Below are 15,792 nucleotides of genomic sequence, written 5' to 3'. Positions count from 1 at the left end.
AAAGTCGGGTGTCAGGGGCAACTTTTGCTGCTGGTAGATGGTATCAACGAATTACCCTCAGATAAAGCGCGACAAGATTTATATAAATTCCGGCAAGACTACCAAAAAACCACACCGATGATATTCACCACACGGGATTTAGGCGTGGGGGGCGATTTGGGCATTACTAAGAAGCTGGAAATGCAACCCCTGACAGCAGAACAGATGCAGCAGTTTGTTCGCGCCTATCTACCAGCACAAGGTGAGCAGATGTTGCAGAACTTGGGCGACAGGTTGCGGGAGTTTGGCGAAACGCCGCTTTTACTGTTGATGCTGTGTACTGTTTTCCAAGCAAATCACACCATACCGTCTAACTTGGGGGAAACGTTTCGGGTATTTACCAAACTCTATGACAACAAAATTAAAACAAATGAATTTTAATGCGGCTGTTGCCAGTGTTGCCGGAAATGTTGAAGGTAATATGATTGGCACTCAAAATAATTACTCAGCAACACAAAAGATTGCTGAATTAGAACAAGTGTTGCACCAATTGCTTGAGCAAATAGAACAGAATAAACCAACGCCAACCGAAGCCCAGCTAATAGTTGATCAAGCGGTTGAGCAACATCCTGTACTCAAAGACGGGCAAATTATTGAGCAAGTCATTAAACGTTATCCACCACTCAAAGTCCGTTTGCGAAAAGTCATGACAGCAGCAGGTATTGAGACTGTAAAAATCTTATTTGCTCCTGCTGGAATTGTGATTGAAGCAGTTAAAGCGTGGATTGAACCAGAATAACTTTGAGTAGAAAATTAGAGATGGGACATGGAATTTAAATTTTAGTAAAACCAGTCCCCAGTCCCCAGTCCTCAGTCGCTAAAATGTTTTGGTACAACGGTAGTTTAATTCAGTCCCAAACTCTGGAATTAGATATTTATGATCCAGGTTTACTGTATGGGGCAACGGTGTTTACAACTTTAAGGGTGTATGACAACTCGCTAGATAGTAGTTTAACTAACTGGCAGGCACATTGCGATCGCCTATTTTTCTCTCTCCAAGCTTTCAATTGGCAACAACCAGACTGGCGACGGTTACGTCAAGGTGCAGAGGTGATGTTAACTCACTTCCCCGTTCTCAGAATTACGATCTTCCCCAATGGTAGAGAATGGATAATTGGCAGATTCTTACCAGAAAATCTCTCAGATAAACAACATCACGGTGTCGCCTGCGCCGTTGCTAGTTGCGCCTTATCGCGGAGTCTTCCCTCTCATAAAACTGGTAACTACCTCGGTGCTTGGTTAGCGAAAACCACAGTCTCTGAAAATGCCCAAGAAGCTATTCTTGTAGATAGTGCAGGAAATTGGCTAGAAACCAGCACAGGTAATCTTTGGGGGTGGGGCGATGGGAGTTGGTGGACTCCCCCCTTAGAAGCGGGTATATTGCCAGGAATTAGCCGCCAGCAATTAATGAATAGCTTGTCTCATCATCAACAGGTAGTACGTCAACAACCTTGGACACCAGAATTAGCCCAAAGCTTAGAAGCGATCGCCTACACTAATAGTGTGGTGGAAATTATCCCCATACATACCGTTCATCAATCTACAGGGTCGTTACAATATAATCCCTACCATCCCAGTTTGCAGAAACTTAAGGGACTATTATTTATCATGACAGAAGGATGATTTTGTTATACCTTAAGATAAGTTAACATAATTCTAATAATGCCCTACGCACAAAAATACGGGAGGATTAACCTCAGTGAATAAAAGATGGAGAAATGCGGGGCTGTACGCGCTGCTATTTATTGTTGTAATTGCACTTGGCACAGCTTTCTTTGATAAACAACCCCAAAGTCGTGAAACATGGCGATATAGCCAATTTATTCAAGAAGTTCAAAAAGGTAGAGTAGAAAGAGTCAGTCTGAGCGCAGACCGTTCTACAGCCTTGGTAACACCTAAATACGAACCCAGTAAAAAACTTGTTACCTTAGTCAACGACCCAGACCTTATAAATACTCTTACTTCCAAAGGCGTTGATATATCTGTTTTACCTCAAACCGATGAAGGGTTTTGGTTAAAAGCACTCAGTAGCTTATTCCTCCCAGTATTGCTGCTGGTAGGCTTATTCTTCTTACTCCGTCGCGCTCAAAATGGCCCCGGTAGCCAAGCCATGAACTTTGGTAAGTCCAAAGCGCGGGTGCAAATGGAGCCGCAAACTCAAGTCACCTTCGGAGATGTCGCTGGTATTGACCAGGCCAAATTAGAACTCAACGAAGTTGTAGACTTTTTGAAAAATGCCGATCGCTTTACCGCCGTTGGTGCAAAAATTCCTAAAGGTGTCCTACTAGTCGGCCCTCCCGGTACAGGTAAAACCCTCCTTGCTCGTGCAGTCGCTGGGGAAGCTGGTGTACCTTTCTTCTCCATCTCCGGTTCTGAGTTTGTGGAAATGTTCGTCGGTGTGGGTGCTTCCCGCGTTCGTGACTTGTTTGAGCAAGCTAAAACCAATGCTCCCTGTATCGTCTTCATCGATGAAATTGACGCGGTAGGTCGTCAACGGGGTGCAGGTTTAGGCGGTGGTAACGATGAGCGGGAACAAACCCTCAACCAGTTACTTACCGAAATGGATGGTTTTGAAGGTAACACCGGCATCATTATTATTGCTGCTACCAACCGTCCCGACGTACTAGACGCAGCTTTATTACGTCCCGGCCGTTTTGACCGTCAAGTCGTAGTAGACCGTCCCGACTACTCTGGACGTAGCGAAATCCTCAAAGTCCATGCCCGTGGCAAGACCTTAGCCAAAGACGTAGACTTAGATAAAATCGCCCGTCGTACCCCTGGCTTTACAGGTGCAGATTTATCTAACTTGCTCAACGAAGCCGCAATTTTGGCAGCTAGACGCAACTTAACTGAAATTTCGATGGATGAAATCAATGATGCCATCGATCGCGTCCTCGCTGGGCCAGAAAAGAAAGACCGGGTAATGAGCGAAAAACGCAAAACCCTAGTAGCTTATCACGAAGCCGGTCACGCCTTAGTGGGTGCTTTAATGCCCGACTATGACCCAGTACAAAAAATTAGCATCATTCCCCGTGGTCGTGCTGGTGGTTTAACTTGGTTCACCCCCAGCGAAGACCGCATGGACACAGGCTTATACAGCCGTGCTTATCTAGAAAATCAGATGGCTGTAGCTTTAGGTGGTCGTTTAGCTGAAGAAATTATCTTCGGTGAAGAAGAAGTAACCACAGGTGCTTCCAATGACTTACAACAAGTCGCGCGCGTAGCCCGGCAAATGATTACCCGCTTTGGGATGAGTGATAAACTCGGCCCCGTCGCCCTCGGTCGTCAGCAAGGTAATATGTTCCTAGGCCGGGATATCATGTCTGAGCGTGATTTCTCTGAAGAAACTGCCGCCGCAATTGACGAAGAAGTGCGGAAATTAGTAGAAACAGCCTACAACCGCGCTAAAGAAGTGTTGGTAAGTAACCGCCACATCTTAGACCAAATCGCGCAAATGCTGGTTGATAAAGAAACCGTAGATGCTGATGAATTGCAAGAAATTCTAGCAAACAACGATGTAAAAACCGCCGCTTTTGCTTAGTTTCTATTCATCTCAAATCTAAAATGAGGGTAACTCTGAAAAATTTAGAGTTACCCTTATTTTATGATTATTTTTCTTCTTGTATTTGCAAGAAAAATGCTTTTACTTCTTGGATATTGATATCTGCCCACCAACCTGAAATAACTTTTTTGTCATTAACATAAATACTATTATTGGTAACTACAATTTGGTCAGGAGTGTAAGAATAGACTTTAACTTTCATTCCCAATAGATTCATCATCTGAATCTCATTTGGAGTAATAACGGCTACCGTGCGTGTCAACATTAACGAACCGAGTATTAAAAGTATTAAACCTGTAATTGTATTTGGGGAAAATCCGGTTAATAATGATACATATAGTATAAAAGTACTACAAACTAACATAAGAATGGGAAATATTTTTTTATATTTGACCTGCAAATCTGATGGTTGATTCATATTAGACGACCTTGAAGTCTAAAAAAGAATGGGATAGATAATTACATAGCTTGCTTTACTGCGTAACGCTCCGCGAACTCGCTTTGTGAGTATTACGAATTATTCTAAGGTGTTTCAAGGCTTTTACGGGTAATTTATTAATTATTTTTGATTTTTACCTCGAATTAAATTGTACTTAAACTTCTTACCTGAATATAGTCTAGTGTCAACTAATTGCACAGGTATTTCTTCTGATAACCAAAAAGAAATAACCGATTTGCATCACCAATTTTATCAGTGATGGAAAAATAGGGTTAAGTTAATGCTGATTAGTGGAGAGATTTCGTATTTGACAGGCGATTTATCGTCTCTGTAAGTAGAAATTCGTCAATAATTAAAGGTTCGTAGTAAGGACTTCAGTCCTCTAATCAGGACTAAAGTCCTGACTACAAACTTGCTGCCATTTTTTTTTCAATGCCTTGAAATGGTTTGTTTTTCAAGTCGTTCTACTTGCATTATTAACTTGATAAAATTCTCTAGAATTTTTAGATTTCGGCTATCTAAATTAGCCCTTGGTTCGTGTTGATTGTTAACTGTTAATAATCACAAAAGTCTCCTGGAAATAGAGAAATATACGACTTTCATTGTTTGTGATTTGCATTGCTAACAGAAGTTTATAGTGAGGAAAATAGCGATGAAATTGGGTTCAAAATTAGTCCTTGCTGCTAGTTTGGCTTTCGGTTTGGCTAGTGTAAATTTAAATCCAGCATCGGCGGCAATTGTTCGTTATACTTTCACCGTTGATAGTCCTACTGCTAAAGGAAATGGCTTGTTTAGCTTTGATGACTCAAATTTCATCGATAACGCCGCAATAGTAAAATCTCTTTCTTTTCAATTTGACGGTGACTCCAACATTTACACCGAACAAGATGATATTCAATACCCAGAATTTCCTCTGGTTTATACCACCACTTTTTCTACAGGCGCAACATCTTTAGCATTAAATTATCAGTTTGATGACAAAACTAATCCAGCGAGTTTTATTAGATATGAAATTGCTGGTGAAGATTTTACACTTTACTCTATTAATTCCCCAGATGGTGAGTTGATATCTGGTACAGTTTCTTATAGAAAAGTTCCTGAGCCGACATTTTTAGCAGGATTTCTCTTGGTTGGTAGCGTTAGTTTGATGATAAAAAAAAAGGAAATAGGTAAGGGAAAACTAAAATTTTAATCTTAACTTAAAGCAATAATTATTAATTCGTCATAGCTTGTACATAGGCTGACGAATTACATAATTATTTTGACGTGCAGATATAACAACTAACACATTGATAGCACTTGCAGAAGTGGGTATGAAAGCATCTTTTTATTCAGAGATAAACTACCCTAGCTTTTTTGTGTTATACCAATTCATGAAAATAATGAAACAGATGCGTAGGTTGGGTTGAACAAAGTGAAACCCAACAATCATAAGACTTTGATGTGTTGGGTTTCGTTCCTCAACCCAACCTACATTTGCATCATATTTTTTGTGAATTGGTATTACATTCCTTCTACATATTTTTTAATTAATCAGGAGTAGAAAATGGTAGATTATCATAATGTTCAAAAGTTCCTGCAAAGTCGCATCAAACGACGCAATTTAATTATGGGAGCAGGAGCATTTACTGGTTTAGCTGTAGCCAGCCAATTCCCTCATCAACAGGCGATCGCTAAAGGCAGATTTTCCGATTATCCTTTTAAATTGGGTGTGGCATCAGGCGAACCCTATGATACCAGTGTCGTGATCTGGACTCGATTAGCTCCCGAACCTTTAAATGGTGGTGGAATGCCACAGGTGAATGTGCCGGTTCGCTGGGAAGTAGCCACTGACCCGAATATGAGACGGATTATTTCCAGAGGGACTGTACTGGCAACTCCGCAGCTAGCTCACTCTGTACGGGTAATAGTAGAAGGACTTTTACCTCATACTTGGTACTGGTATCGTTTTAACGTTGGTAGCGAAGCTAGCCCCATTGGCCGGACTCGCACTGCTCCCGCCTCTGGTAGCACTGCCAATCTCTTGAAGTTTGCCCTAGCATCCTGCCAACATTACGAGCAAGGATATTACAGTGCCTATAAATACATGGCGGAGGATGACCTCGACTTAGTAGTCCATGTTGGTGACTACATTTATGAAGGGGGAATCAATCTCACTCGGCCGAGACAACACAACAGTACAGAAATTTTCACCTTAGAAGATTATCGCAACCGCCACGCCCTCTATAAAACTGATGCGAATCTGCAAGCGGCTCATGCCGCCTTCCCTTGGATTGTGACTTGGGATGACCACGAAGTAGAAAATAACTACGCCAACTTAATCTCAGAAATTGATACCGAACCAGATCAAGATCCAGTTATCTTTGCACAACGCCGAGCCATAGCTTATCAGGCATACTACGAACATATGCCTCTGCGTCCCTTCTCCCGACCTGTTGGCCCTGATATGCAGCTTTACCGTCGCTTGAACTTTGGTAATCTGGCTACATTCAACGTTTTAGATACTCGTCAGTATCGCACTGATCAACCCTGTGGCGATGGTAGTAAGGAGCGTTGTCCAGAAGTTTTTGATCCTCAAGCCACAATTTTGGGTGAAGCACAAGAAAGCTGGTTGTATGATGGCTTAGATAAATCAACAGCCACATGGAATATTTTGGCGCAGCAAGTTCCCATTGCTCAGAGAGACTTCCTACCCGGAGAAGGGCAAGTTTTCAGCATGGATAAATGGGATGCTTATTTAGCTTCCCGCGATCGCCTCATGAATTTTCTCGCACAACGTCAACCATCCAACCCAATTTCTCTAGCAGGGGATGTGCATTCTCACTGGGCGATGAATCTGAAAGCTAACTTTGATAATCCAGAATCAACCACATTAGGTAGTGAGTTTGTCTGCTCCTCCATCAGTTCCGGTGGCGATGGTGTAGATATCAGTCCCACAGTGCAAGCATATTTACCAGATAATCCCCATATTAAATTTTACAACGGTCAACGGGGATATGTGCGTTGTACATTAACACCCAGCACCTGGAGGTCAGATTATCTAGTGATGTCAAATGTTACCACCCCATTCGGCACAATTAGTAACCGAGCTTCATTTGTAGTTGACAACGGTATTGCTGGAGTCCGGCAAGTCGTTTAAGGGTGTAAGGGTGTAGGGGCAGGGGGAGAACAATTCTTTAATTTTGAATTTTGTAGGCGTAAGCCTTCCCGTTCGCGTTAGCGTTGCGTAGCAAAGGGTATTTTGAATTTTGAATTGGTTCGCCCCATGCCCAATTACGAATAAAGTTGTTGGTGGCTGCGTAGTTCTCAGCATTGACATCCTCCCCCGCTAACCTGATGGTATAGCGGGGGATTCCCAAGCCTCACGACTTAGGTTTCTGTTTCCTTCCCTTACGGGTTTTTTGCAACTGCCCTTTAGACTTATGCCTATCAGGTCTTATGTTCGCTCCACAGACTGTAACGGTGTGTCCCACCGCCACGCCAGTTGCCTCTCTTCGAGACGCTCCGCGAACAAGTCGGGAAACCCGCCCACAGCACTGGCTCAAAATATTTTTAGCCGCATTGATATCTCGGTCATGGTGCGTCCCGCAGTTGGGACAGTCCCACTCTCTGACGTTCAACGGCAATTTATCAACAATATGTCCACAGTTGCCACAGCGTTTAGAACTGGGAAACCATCGGTCAATTTTTACTAAGGTTCGGCCATACCAAAGAGCTTTGTATTCCAGTTGTCTGACCAATTCTCCCCATGCAGCATCACTGATGGCACGGGCAAGTTTAGGATTCTTGACCATGTTCTTAACTGCCAAATCCTCAACCACTATCGTTTGGTTTTCACGAATCAGTCGAGTTGTCAGTTTGTGCAAATGGTCTTTCCTGGAATCAGAAATTTTAGCTTGAAGACGAGCTACTTTGAGTCTTGCTTTATCTCGGTTGCGAGAAGCTTTCTGTTTGCGACTCAAAGACTTCTGCGCTACCTGGAGCTTTTGATAGTGCGCCTCATACGCTTTGGGGTTAGCAATTTTTTCACCCGTACTCAAGGTAACAAGGCTGCTCACTCCAACATCCAACCCTACAACACTATCAACTGGTTGCATGGTCTGGTTTGTCGGGTCATCAATCCTCAAACTAACAAACCATCGCCCAGAGGGTTCAAGTCTAACTGTGATGGTACTGGGTTCGCACCCCTTGGGAAGTTGCCTAGACCATTTAATTAGCAGTGGCTCAGAACACTTAGCCAAGTAGACTTGCCCATCTTTCCACCGGAAAGCAGATTTAGTAAACTCTGCACTGCCGCCACTACGTTTCTTTTTAAAGTTGGGGTATTTCGCCCTACCAGCAAAGAAGTTACTAAAAGCGGTTTGCAGATGTCTCAAACCTTGTTGCAGTGGTACACAGCTAACCTCATTCAAAAACTGGAGGTCATCAAGTTTCTTCCACTGCGTCAACATAGCAGAAGACTGAACGTAATCAACTTTCTCCTGTCTCTCATACCAAGCCTCGGTTCTTGCCGCCAAAGCTTTGTTAAAAACCAACCGCACACAACCAATTGTCCGACGCAATATCTGTTCTTGCTCGGCAGTTGGATACACTCTGTAGCGGTAGGCTTTTTCCATGCCTCACATTTTACCATTAAATCTGTAAAATACATACAACCCGCTATGTACCAAAGTTTATTTACTCACTCGTCGCTCACCCCTGAATCAAATTGCCGCAAAGCAGCAATTTGATTCAGGGGTGAAGCTTCTCGCTTCCATTCCTGAGGCAGCGCGTTGGGCGGCTCTGCCGACTTGTAGCGACTGCCGTCTCACCGCCAATCCTTAACGGATATGGCGGGAGTCTCCTGGGGTGTTAGATGAATGAACGCTTTCCCCAATGGGCAGATGCAATTGAATACTGGCTAGTTCACGACATCGATAAAACCTCTGCTACAGTTGCCCTTGGACAAATTGAACAACATATACTGCAATTGATAGAACAACTCGCACAAAGTTAGTGGCGATCGCCTACCGCAGAAGCTAATTTTTTTAAAAAAAAGATTACCGAAGCTTAACTCTCTTTCAGATACAAGCCAATTATGTTGAGAGAGACTTTAAGGAAAATATGCCATGAAAAGTCTCATTCGTACACTGGCGATTGGCGCAATTGCAGCGAGTTGCTATGTCGGTCAAGCTTATGCTGATACAGTAACAGATCCCTTCGCCCAGTCTGTACCACGCACCCATGCACACAACGACTATGAACACGAGAACCCGCTATTTGATGCCCTTAACAACGGTTTTATCAGCGTTGAGGCTGATATTTGGCTTTACGGCACAGATTTGCGTGTGGCTCATGACCCTGTAGCTGACCCTACAACACTACCCACGATTGAGGATTTATACCTGACACCATTGGGGGACTTAGCCGCTAAGGTTAACAACGGTGGCATTTATGGCGATGGTACACCTCTACTCCTGTTGGTTGACATTAAGAGTGAAGGTGTTTCAACCTACGAGCGTCTACACCAAAGCCTAACTAGCTACGCGCTCTCCAATCCTGGGCTGTTTACTACTTATTCCAAAAACGCCTCTGGTGGCTATGACACACAAAAGGGAGCGGTTAATGTCATCATCTCCGGTAATCGACCACGAGATTATATGCTCTCCCAGGATTTGCGCTATGCCGCCTACGATGGTCGCCAGGAGGACATCGGTATGGGCATCGCACCTGAGTTTATTCCCCTAATCAGTGGTAACTGGAATACTTTCTTTAATGGTGATTTGGCTTGGGACGGTCTTGGGGCTATCCCTGAAGACACAAAAGCAGCTTTAGACAATATTGTGGCTCAGGTTCATAGTGAAAACAAAATCCTGCGCTTTTGGAATCTGCCACAAGATGCGCCCAGTGTTTGGGGGCCACTTTTCGATGCTAATGTTGACCTGATTAATACCGATAATCTCGTTGGGTTATCCACATACATCCAATCGCGTCAAACGCAGTCAGTACCAGAGCCGTCGTTAAGTATCGCGCTTTTGGGTGTTTTAGGTACTTCGTTCCTACTCAAACGCAAGGCGCGGTTTCAATCTCTCATCGACTCCCAAAGCTAATAAGTGCAAGGTGATCTCTACGCTATATCTAATTTCTTCTCAAAACTGAGAAACTAAAAGAGTTTGCCAAAATTTTAAAAAACCAACCTCACCTATTCCCGCAAGGAGGCTCACACTGAACCTGTACTCAGGTCAGTGTCGAGAGGAATTGCGGGTTAAAAACGTAGGCGCAAGCCTTCCCGAAGGGTAACGTTCCCTGACTAATAACAACCGCAGGTTGTTGAGGGAGTGGGAACAGTTGAGTTTTTAACAAATAAATCTTTGATGCAACACGACTATTTTAATGTATTATGTTCATATGTGATTAGGTCGAAGTCATGGAACAAGTTTTGACGCTAGTTTGCAAACTCAACCCCTCCCAAAAACAAGCAGAAGAAATCGAATTGGTGCTGACAGCTTTTGCTGATGCGTGTAACTATGCCAATCAGAAAGTTAAACCTCAGATAACCAGTAAGATGACTATTCAGAATCTGGTTTATAACGAGATTCGTGCTTTGTTTGGGTTAAGCGCAAATTTAGCTGTTCGTGCTTGCGCCAGGGTTGGAGCTAATCGCAAAACTGCCAAACTAAAAGACAAGCCAGTTAAAGTATTTAAGCCAACATCGGCTGATTATGATGCCAGAATTTTCTCATTTAGAGAAAAAGACTGGACTGTTAGCTTAACTTTAATGAACGGTAGGGAACATATCAAAATTGATGCTGGTAATTATCAAAGAGGTAAGTTAAAAGGTAGAAAGCCAACGTCAGCACAGTTATGTAAACATCGTGATGGTAACTACTACATCCACATTCAAATTAAAGACGAAGCACCAGAACCAATCAAATCAACGCCACTTGCTTCAACCGAGGGAACCCCGGCAACGCAGTGGCTCACTAATGTAATTGGTATTGATTTTGGTCGCAGAGATATTGCTGTAACTAGTAATGGTGATAAGTGGGATGGAAAGCAAATCAACGATGTTAGAGACAAGTTTTCTAGAGTGAGAAGTTCTCTCCAGAAGAAAGCCACGAAAGGCACAAGGTCTACTCGCCGCAGGGCAAGACAGATATTGAAACGGTTGTCGGGTAAGGAGAGAAGATTTCAACAATGGCTAAACCACAACATTAGCAAGTCCATTATTCAGGACGCATTAAAAAATAATGCAGCAGTAGCAATTGAGGACTTAACAGGTATTCGTGAAAGGACTAATCAAAAACCAAGAAATAAAACAGAACGTAGACGTTCTAACTCTTGGTCTTTCTATCAGTTAAGGTCTTTTTTGGAATACAAAGCCATCCAATTTGGAGTAGAGATAATTGCTGTTCCTCCAGCTTGGACAAGTCAAACTTGCCATCAATGCCTGCACATTGGACTGCGTTCTGACAAGCGTTTCAAATGTACTAATGAAGCTTGTTCTTAGAGTGGTGACGCTGATTTAAACGGGGCAAAAAATATTGCTGCTATTGGTGAGACAGTGCTGCGGGAGGGTTTCCCTCCGCAGGCAACTGCGAACCCGAAGGGGGTGAATTTTGTAAACTCGCCCAGAGGCTCGAACTGTTTGTGCTGTGAACTCAGTACGGATAGTTCAGGGCTACTAAAAGCCTACACTGTACGCGTTGGCGAAGCCTCTCGTAGAGAAGCGTCAGTGTAGGTAGTTTACTTACGTTTTAACATTGAGGCTTCATCATTACCCGCTTTCTACAAAGAACAGCTTTTGAAGTTAAATGACCGACGCATTACCCAAGAGGGGGTTATTGTCATCAAAGCTCAAGAACACCGCAGCCAAGAGCAAAACCGGGAGGAAGCTTTAGAACGACTCAAAGAACTTATCAAAAGCGCAGTCGTACTGAAAAGAAAACGCAAACCCACCAAACCAACTCGCAGTTCTCAAAAAAAACGTCTTGACAGTAAAACTAAGCGAGGACAAATTAAGTCAATGAGAAGGCAGATAGTTGATTAAAGTATGATCCTCTTAAACCAAAAACCCAGGCGGGTTGACTGGGCTTTTGTTGGGGTTATATTCCCCAGGGTAATTTATAGAAGTTATTAATAAGTCGCTTTAGTAATAAGAACTACCACGCCTAGATAGCAAATTCCAGAAAATTAGAGACTTCCAATTAAAAAAATATACCATCTCTGTTGATGGCAAGGGGGCAGGGAGCAGGGAGCAATGCGGTCTTGGGCTTTGCCCAAGTGGAGCAATTGCGGAGGAGCAGGGGGAAAAACAGTTGTTTGGAACACGATAGATTTGGATAGTTTATTTTCTGGAAGTCCCTTAGAGACTTCCAAAGAATAAATTATTTTAATTTTGGCACGATGAACCCAAAAGGGGCTTTGATCTGTGTGGAAAGTAGGGAATAGGGAAAAACCTGTCTTATTTAGGATTTTTTGAGAAATTTTTAACTCAACAATACATCCTCTGCTAGATTTGGGAAGCTTACTGATTTGAGACTATGTATATATACATACATAATTTCAAAGATGAGAGTTAGCATCCAGAAGACAATAGATATTCTTGAGAAAATTAATCAATCAGAGTCAGGAGTTGGACTCAGGAACGAAGCTTGTCGTTCCAAATTCTTTATTTATCCCCACACTACATCCAAAGTTTGTCTCTTCCTGCATGGCTTTACGGCTGGCCCATATCAATTTGAGCCACTTGGCAAAGCTTTATTTAGTCAAGGATACAATGTCTTAGTTCCCTTACAACCAGGTCACGGACTAGCAGGAGATTGGAATCGCCAAAACCCTCCCCCACTCCCAACAGATATTAAGACTTATCAAGAGTTTGTACTGGAGTGGTTGCAGATTGCCAAAACCCTTGGTGAACAAGTCGTAGTCGGTGGATTATCCACGGGAGGAACTTTAGCGGCTTGGTTAGGATTGGAATATCCCCAACAAGTTGAACGGGCTTTATTGTTTACGCCTTATTTAGCTAATCGAAATTTTTTATTTACTATATTAATTAAAATTTTGCCAATTTACTTTGAGTGGTTCAACAAAGACGCATCTGGTAATTTTGGTTATAAAGGTTTTCGGATTCCAGCACTACGCATATTTTTAGAATTGGGAGAACGGGTTTTCCAACAGGCTCAAACTCATACTTCTGCACCTATTTTAATGGTGTGTAGTGAGAGCGATCGCGCTGTTAGTCGCTCTAAACAGCAGGATTATTTCACAATGATACTCAAGCAGCAACCTAAATCCTGGTATTACTGCTTTGATGAATCCCTAGAAATTGAACATCGAATGATGACCAAAATGGAAGATAATGGTTATGAGGAACTAGTAATTACCTTAGCCAAAGCATTTGTAGACAGTGATTTAACTTGGCAACAGTTTCAGGAAATGGCAATGAGGATAATACAGGGAAAATTTTATTACCCAATCCAGCAAAAATTGAAACTTGATCCTCAAGCTTTCCAAGAACTATCTGCAATGATGACTCAACGTTTTGGTTGTGATGATCTCAAATGTATCAATCCGAATCTTAAAGTTTAGATACACAATATTTTTTGCATTGTGCATTTGTGTTACTAAACTTCTTAAAAAATCAAAGCTAAGTTCATCTCCTTTTTGGAATGCACAACACCACCCTGAAGGTGAGTAAGGAACTTCTATCCCAGTCAGAGAGGGCAATGAGTGCCATTAAATAATCCTGCCCTCTCACCTATCAACTCTCCCGCCTTTTTTCCTAATTTTCACATTAGGCGTGAATTACTAAATAGTGGTCAAACCGTTGGCGTAGTTGTTCTATAGTTAAATTCTGTGTCCAGTATTCTACCAGGGCATGACCAAATGCCCAGGCGTTGCGGTCTGGGGTGGCGGAGTTTTCTAATAGGAGCGGCCAAAGAGATAACAAGTCAAATTTCAGGGGGTTAGCATCTTCTGTCTGCAAGAGTGAGAATAAATCATAGGCCATCTGAAGTTTACCAATGACAATTGGTAACTGTTCCACTGGAATTTGGTCGGCTAGGATGTAAGCTAAGGTGGGAGAACCAGTTGACAGGGTGGCAATAAACTGCAACACAGGACTTTTGAGCAGGGCTGTTAATCCTTGGGTTGTTGCCATTTGGAAGGTGTAATGATCGATAATTTTAGCCGCCGCTACGGTACGGGCTTCGAGATTACGCAAAAACCGGGCTAGTCTCAGTTGCTTGGCAGGTGCGATCGCTTCTATGAATGCTAAAGATAAAGCATCTATTCCCCAAGCAATTCTACCTGTTTGCAGATCACTTGTAACTACAGGTAAAACTAAATTACAAAATTCCCCCAATAATTGCTGACGATAGGCTGTAGCTTCTCGAATGGCGATTTCCTTCGGTCTTTCGCCCCACTGCCAATCATAGGGGGGTTGCCATTCGCGGATGGGGCGCAGGCGATCTACTTGGGTGACAACTGCGATCGCTGGTATATCTGCAATGACAGCTTTGATTGCCTGTAGAAAATCTACATCCATTTGCAGGGCTGGATCAAGTACGGGAGTCACTAGCACTAATAAATCAGCGTTAGAGGCGTAATCTAACACCATTTGCCGCAAATCTTCCCGTTTGACTTGTTCATAACCTGGGGTGTCCCACAGATGCAGAGTTTCGCCGTCTTGGGTTTGCCAATGATAGTCTTGAATTTGGTCGGTGCTAGGCAACACATCAACTTCTGCGAGATATCCCTGAAACAAAGTGTTGATTAAGCTGCTTTTGCCTGCTCCTGTTCTGCCCACCAGTAAAATACTGACTGGTTTCTGCTCGACTTTTTCGACTGGTTGAGCTTGGGATAGGATATTTTGTAAAGTTGCGGTTTTAGTTTTGGGTGGGCTGGGTGTAGAGACGGCAGCTGTAGCTGTGGGTAACATATCACCACTGTAAAGGGCGATCGCCTGTCTACATAAATTTCTTAAGGCGGCTTCTCGGAATAATTGCCCCAAATTCCCCAATAATTGCTGATTTGCCTGCTGAGAATAACCCTTGGTAGCCCGGTTAGCTGCCGCCGCCACAGGATTTAATAGCCACTGCGCCCAACCCCAAGCCCGCAAAAGTTTCTTTGCTGATGGTTCTAACTTACGGTAAACTTCGTAACCTTGGTAAGCTTGCCCGACAGTGATTTGACTGAGTGCAGGTGATAACTTTTGCATCCACTGATCTACATCATCGACCGTTCCCCGAATCAGTCCATAGGCTTGGGGAACATAGATATTCAGTAAAGGATATTGCACCTCTGGATGGTATATCCGCGCCACAGCTACGACTAAATCTTGGCAGCGTTGCCAAAAAGTTGTCCAATCTTCCCAAATCGGGCGATCGCTTTGGGCAACTGTCAAAATTTCTTGGAGTGCGGCTTCAACTTGCTGTGTTGTATCACTGCTGACTGCTGTGGTAGTATTCTCTAAAGTTGATTGTAGTTCCGCGCTCACTTCCACAAGTGCAGCTTCTACTTGTTTAATAGCTGGTTGAGTCCACCGCACCAACAACCAACGCCAACCCAAAAATATCAGCGTAAATACACCCCAAATCCAATTGATTCCCCACTCATGGATTTGCATCCCTGCGGATACTAGTAAGAAAATGATGATAGAGGCGATCGGCACTGCCAATACCACCCATTGCCACAGCTTTAAACGCACCATAATCTTATACTTAATTTCACTTGCATATTAGTTATATTGACACTCCCCACGGCTTTAGCC

At 43.1% G+C, this 15,792-nt stretch carries 11 protein-coding genes and 3 pseudogenes; 11 read left to right on the top strand and 3 right to left on the bottom strand.

The annotated features are described in order from the left end of the window. The first annotated feature begins 24 nt into the window (after positions 1-24). The 4 genes from ACPZ3T_RS27085 (at position 25) to ftsH3 (ending at position 3,580) form a co-directional block, all read left to right on the top strand. Positions 25-420: an NACHT domain-containing protein gene (locus tag ACPZ3T_RS27085; RefSeq protein ID WP_490272520.1), complete on the top strand. Its 396-nt coding sequence runs from the start codon at positions 25-27 to the stop codon at positions 418-420. Beyond that, complete coding sequence (locus ACPZ3T_RS27080) at positions 389-778, top strand: hypothetical protein (RefSeq protein WP_490272519.1); 390 nt, start codon at positions 389-391, stop codon at positions 776-778. Before ACPZ3T_RS27085 ends, ACPZ3T_RS27080 begins: the two co-directional genes overlap by 32 nt. Before the next feature lie 83 nt (positions 779-861). Beyond that, the gene (locus ACPZ3T_RS27075; RefSeq protein WP_490272518.1) at positions 862-1,662 is read left to right on the top strand and encodes an aminotransferase class IV; all 801 of its coding nucleotides are present in this window, start codon (positions 862-864) and stop codon (positions 1,660-1,662) included. A 76-nt stretch (positions 1,663-1,738) separates the two neighbouring features. Then, positions 1,739-3,580 (top strand): ATP-dependent zinc metalloprotease FtsH3, encoded by a 1,842-nt coding sequence (gene ftsH3 / locus ACPZ3T_RS27070; RefSeq protein WP_490272517.1) that lies wholly within the window; start codon positions 1,739-1,741, stop codon positions 3,578-3,580. Positions 3,581-3,647: 67 nt separating this feature from the next. Here ftsH3 and ACPZ3T_RS27065 read toward each other — a convergent pair whose 3' ends face one another. Further along, positions 3,648-4,019 carry a hypothetical protein gene (locus tag ACPZ3T_RS27065; RefSeq protein WP_490272516.1) on the bottom strand — a complete coding sequence of 124 codons (372 nt, stop codon included), beginning with the start codon at positions 4,017-4,019 and terminating at the stop codon, positions 3,648-3,650. A gap of 673 nt (positions 4,020-4,692) precedes the next feature. Between ACPZ3T_RS27065 and ACPZ3T_RS27060 the strand changes: the two genes are divergently transcribed. Then, the gene (locus ACPZ3T_RS27060; RefSeq protein ID WP_490272515.1) at positions 4,693-5,232 is read left to right on the top strand and encodes a PEP-CTERM sorting domain-containing protein; all 540 of its coding nucleotides are present in this window, start codon (positions 4,693-4,695) and stop codon (positions 5,230-5,232) included. Between the two features lie 354 nt (positions 5,233-5,586). Then, a complete protein-coding gene (locus tag ACPZ3T_RS27055) occupies positions 5,587-7,179 on the top strand; it encodes an alkaline phosphatase D family protein (protein WP_490272514.1) in 1,593 nt (530 codons plus the stop codon). Positions 7,180-7,402: 223 nt separating this feature from the next. Here ACPZ3T_RS27055 and ACPZ3T_RS27050 read toward each other — a convergent pair whose 3' ends face one another. Continuing rightward, positions 7,403-8,656 (bottom strand): RNA-guided endonuclease InsQ/TnpB family protein, encoded by a 1,254-nt coding sequence (locus tag ACPZ3T_RS27050; protein WP_490272513.1) that lies wholly within the window; start codon positions 8,654-8,656, stop codon positions 7,403-7,405. Positions 8,657-8,895: 239 nt separating this feature from the next. Here ACPZ3T_RS27050 and ACPZ3T_RS27045 point away from each other — a divergent pair. The 5 genes and pseudogenes from ACPZ3T_RS27045 to ACPZ3T_RS27025 form a co-directional block, all read left to right on the top strand. Further along, a pseudogene (locus tag ACPZ3T_RS27045) lies at positions 8,896-9,036 on the top strand (low molecular weight phosphatase family protein); the annotation flags it as partial. 112 nt (positions 9,037-9,148) lie between these two features. Continuing rightward, complete coding sequence (locus ACPZ3T_RS27040; protein ID WP_490272512.1) at positions 9,149-10,129, top strand: PEP-CTERM sorting domain-containing protein; 981 nt, start codon at positions 9,149-9,151, stop codon at positions 10,127-10,129. Positions 10,130-10,446: 317 nt separating this feature from the next. Next, positions 10,447-11,760: pseudogene (locus tag ACPZ3T_RS27035) on the top strand (RNA-guided endonuclease InsQ/TnpB family protein). Positions 11,761-11,763: 3 nt separating this feature from the next. After that, positions 11,764-12,069, top strand: a pseudogene (gene arfB, locus ACPZ3T_RS27030) (alternative ribosome rescue aminoacyl-tRNA hydrolase ArfB); the annotation flags it as partial. A gap of 521 nt (positions 12,070-12,590) precedes the next feature. Further along, complete coding sequence (locus tag ACPZ3T_RS27025; RefSeq protein ID WP_490272511.1) at positions 12,591-13,610, top strand: alpha/beta hydrolase; 1,020 nt, start codon at positions 12,591-12,593, stop codon at positions 13,608-13,610. Positions 13,611-13,815: 205 nt separating this feature from the next. Here ACPZ3T_RS27025 and ACPZ3T_RS27020 read toward each other — a convergent pair whose 3' ends face one another. Continuing rightward, on the bottom strand, positions 13,816-15,732 hold the full coding sequence (locus ACPZ3T_RS27020) for a GTPase family protein (protein ID WP_490272510.1): 1,917 nt from the start codon (positions 15,730-15,732) through the stop codon (positions 13,816-13,818). Positions 15,733-15,792 lie beyond the last annotated feature (60 nt).

Source organism: Aliinostoc maniaoense (genome assembly GCF_058172895.1).
This window is presented reverse-complemented; position numbering and strand designations above follow the sequence as displayed.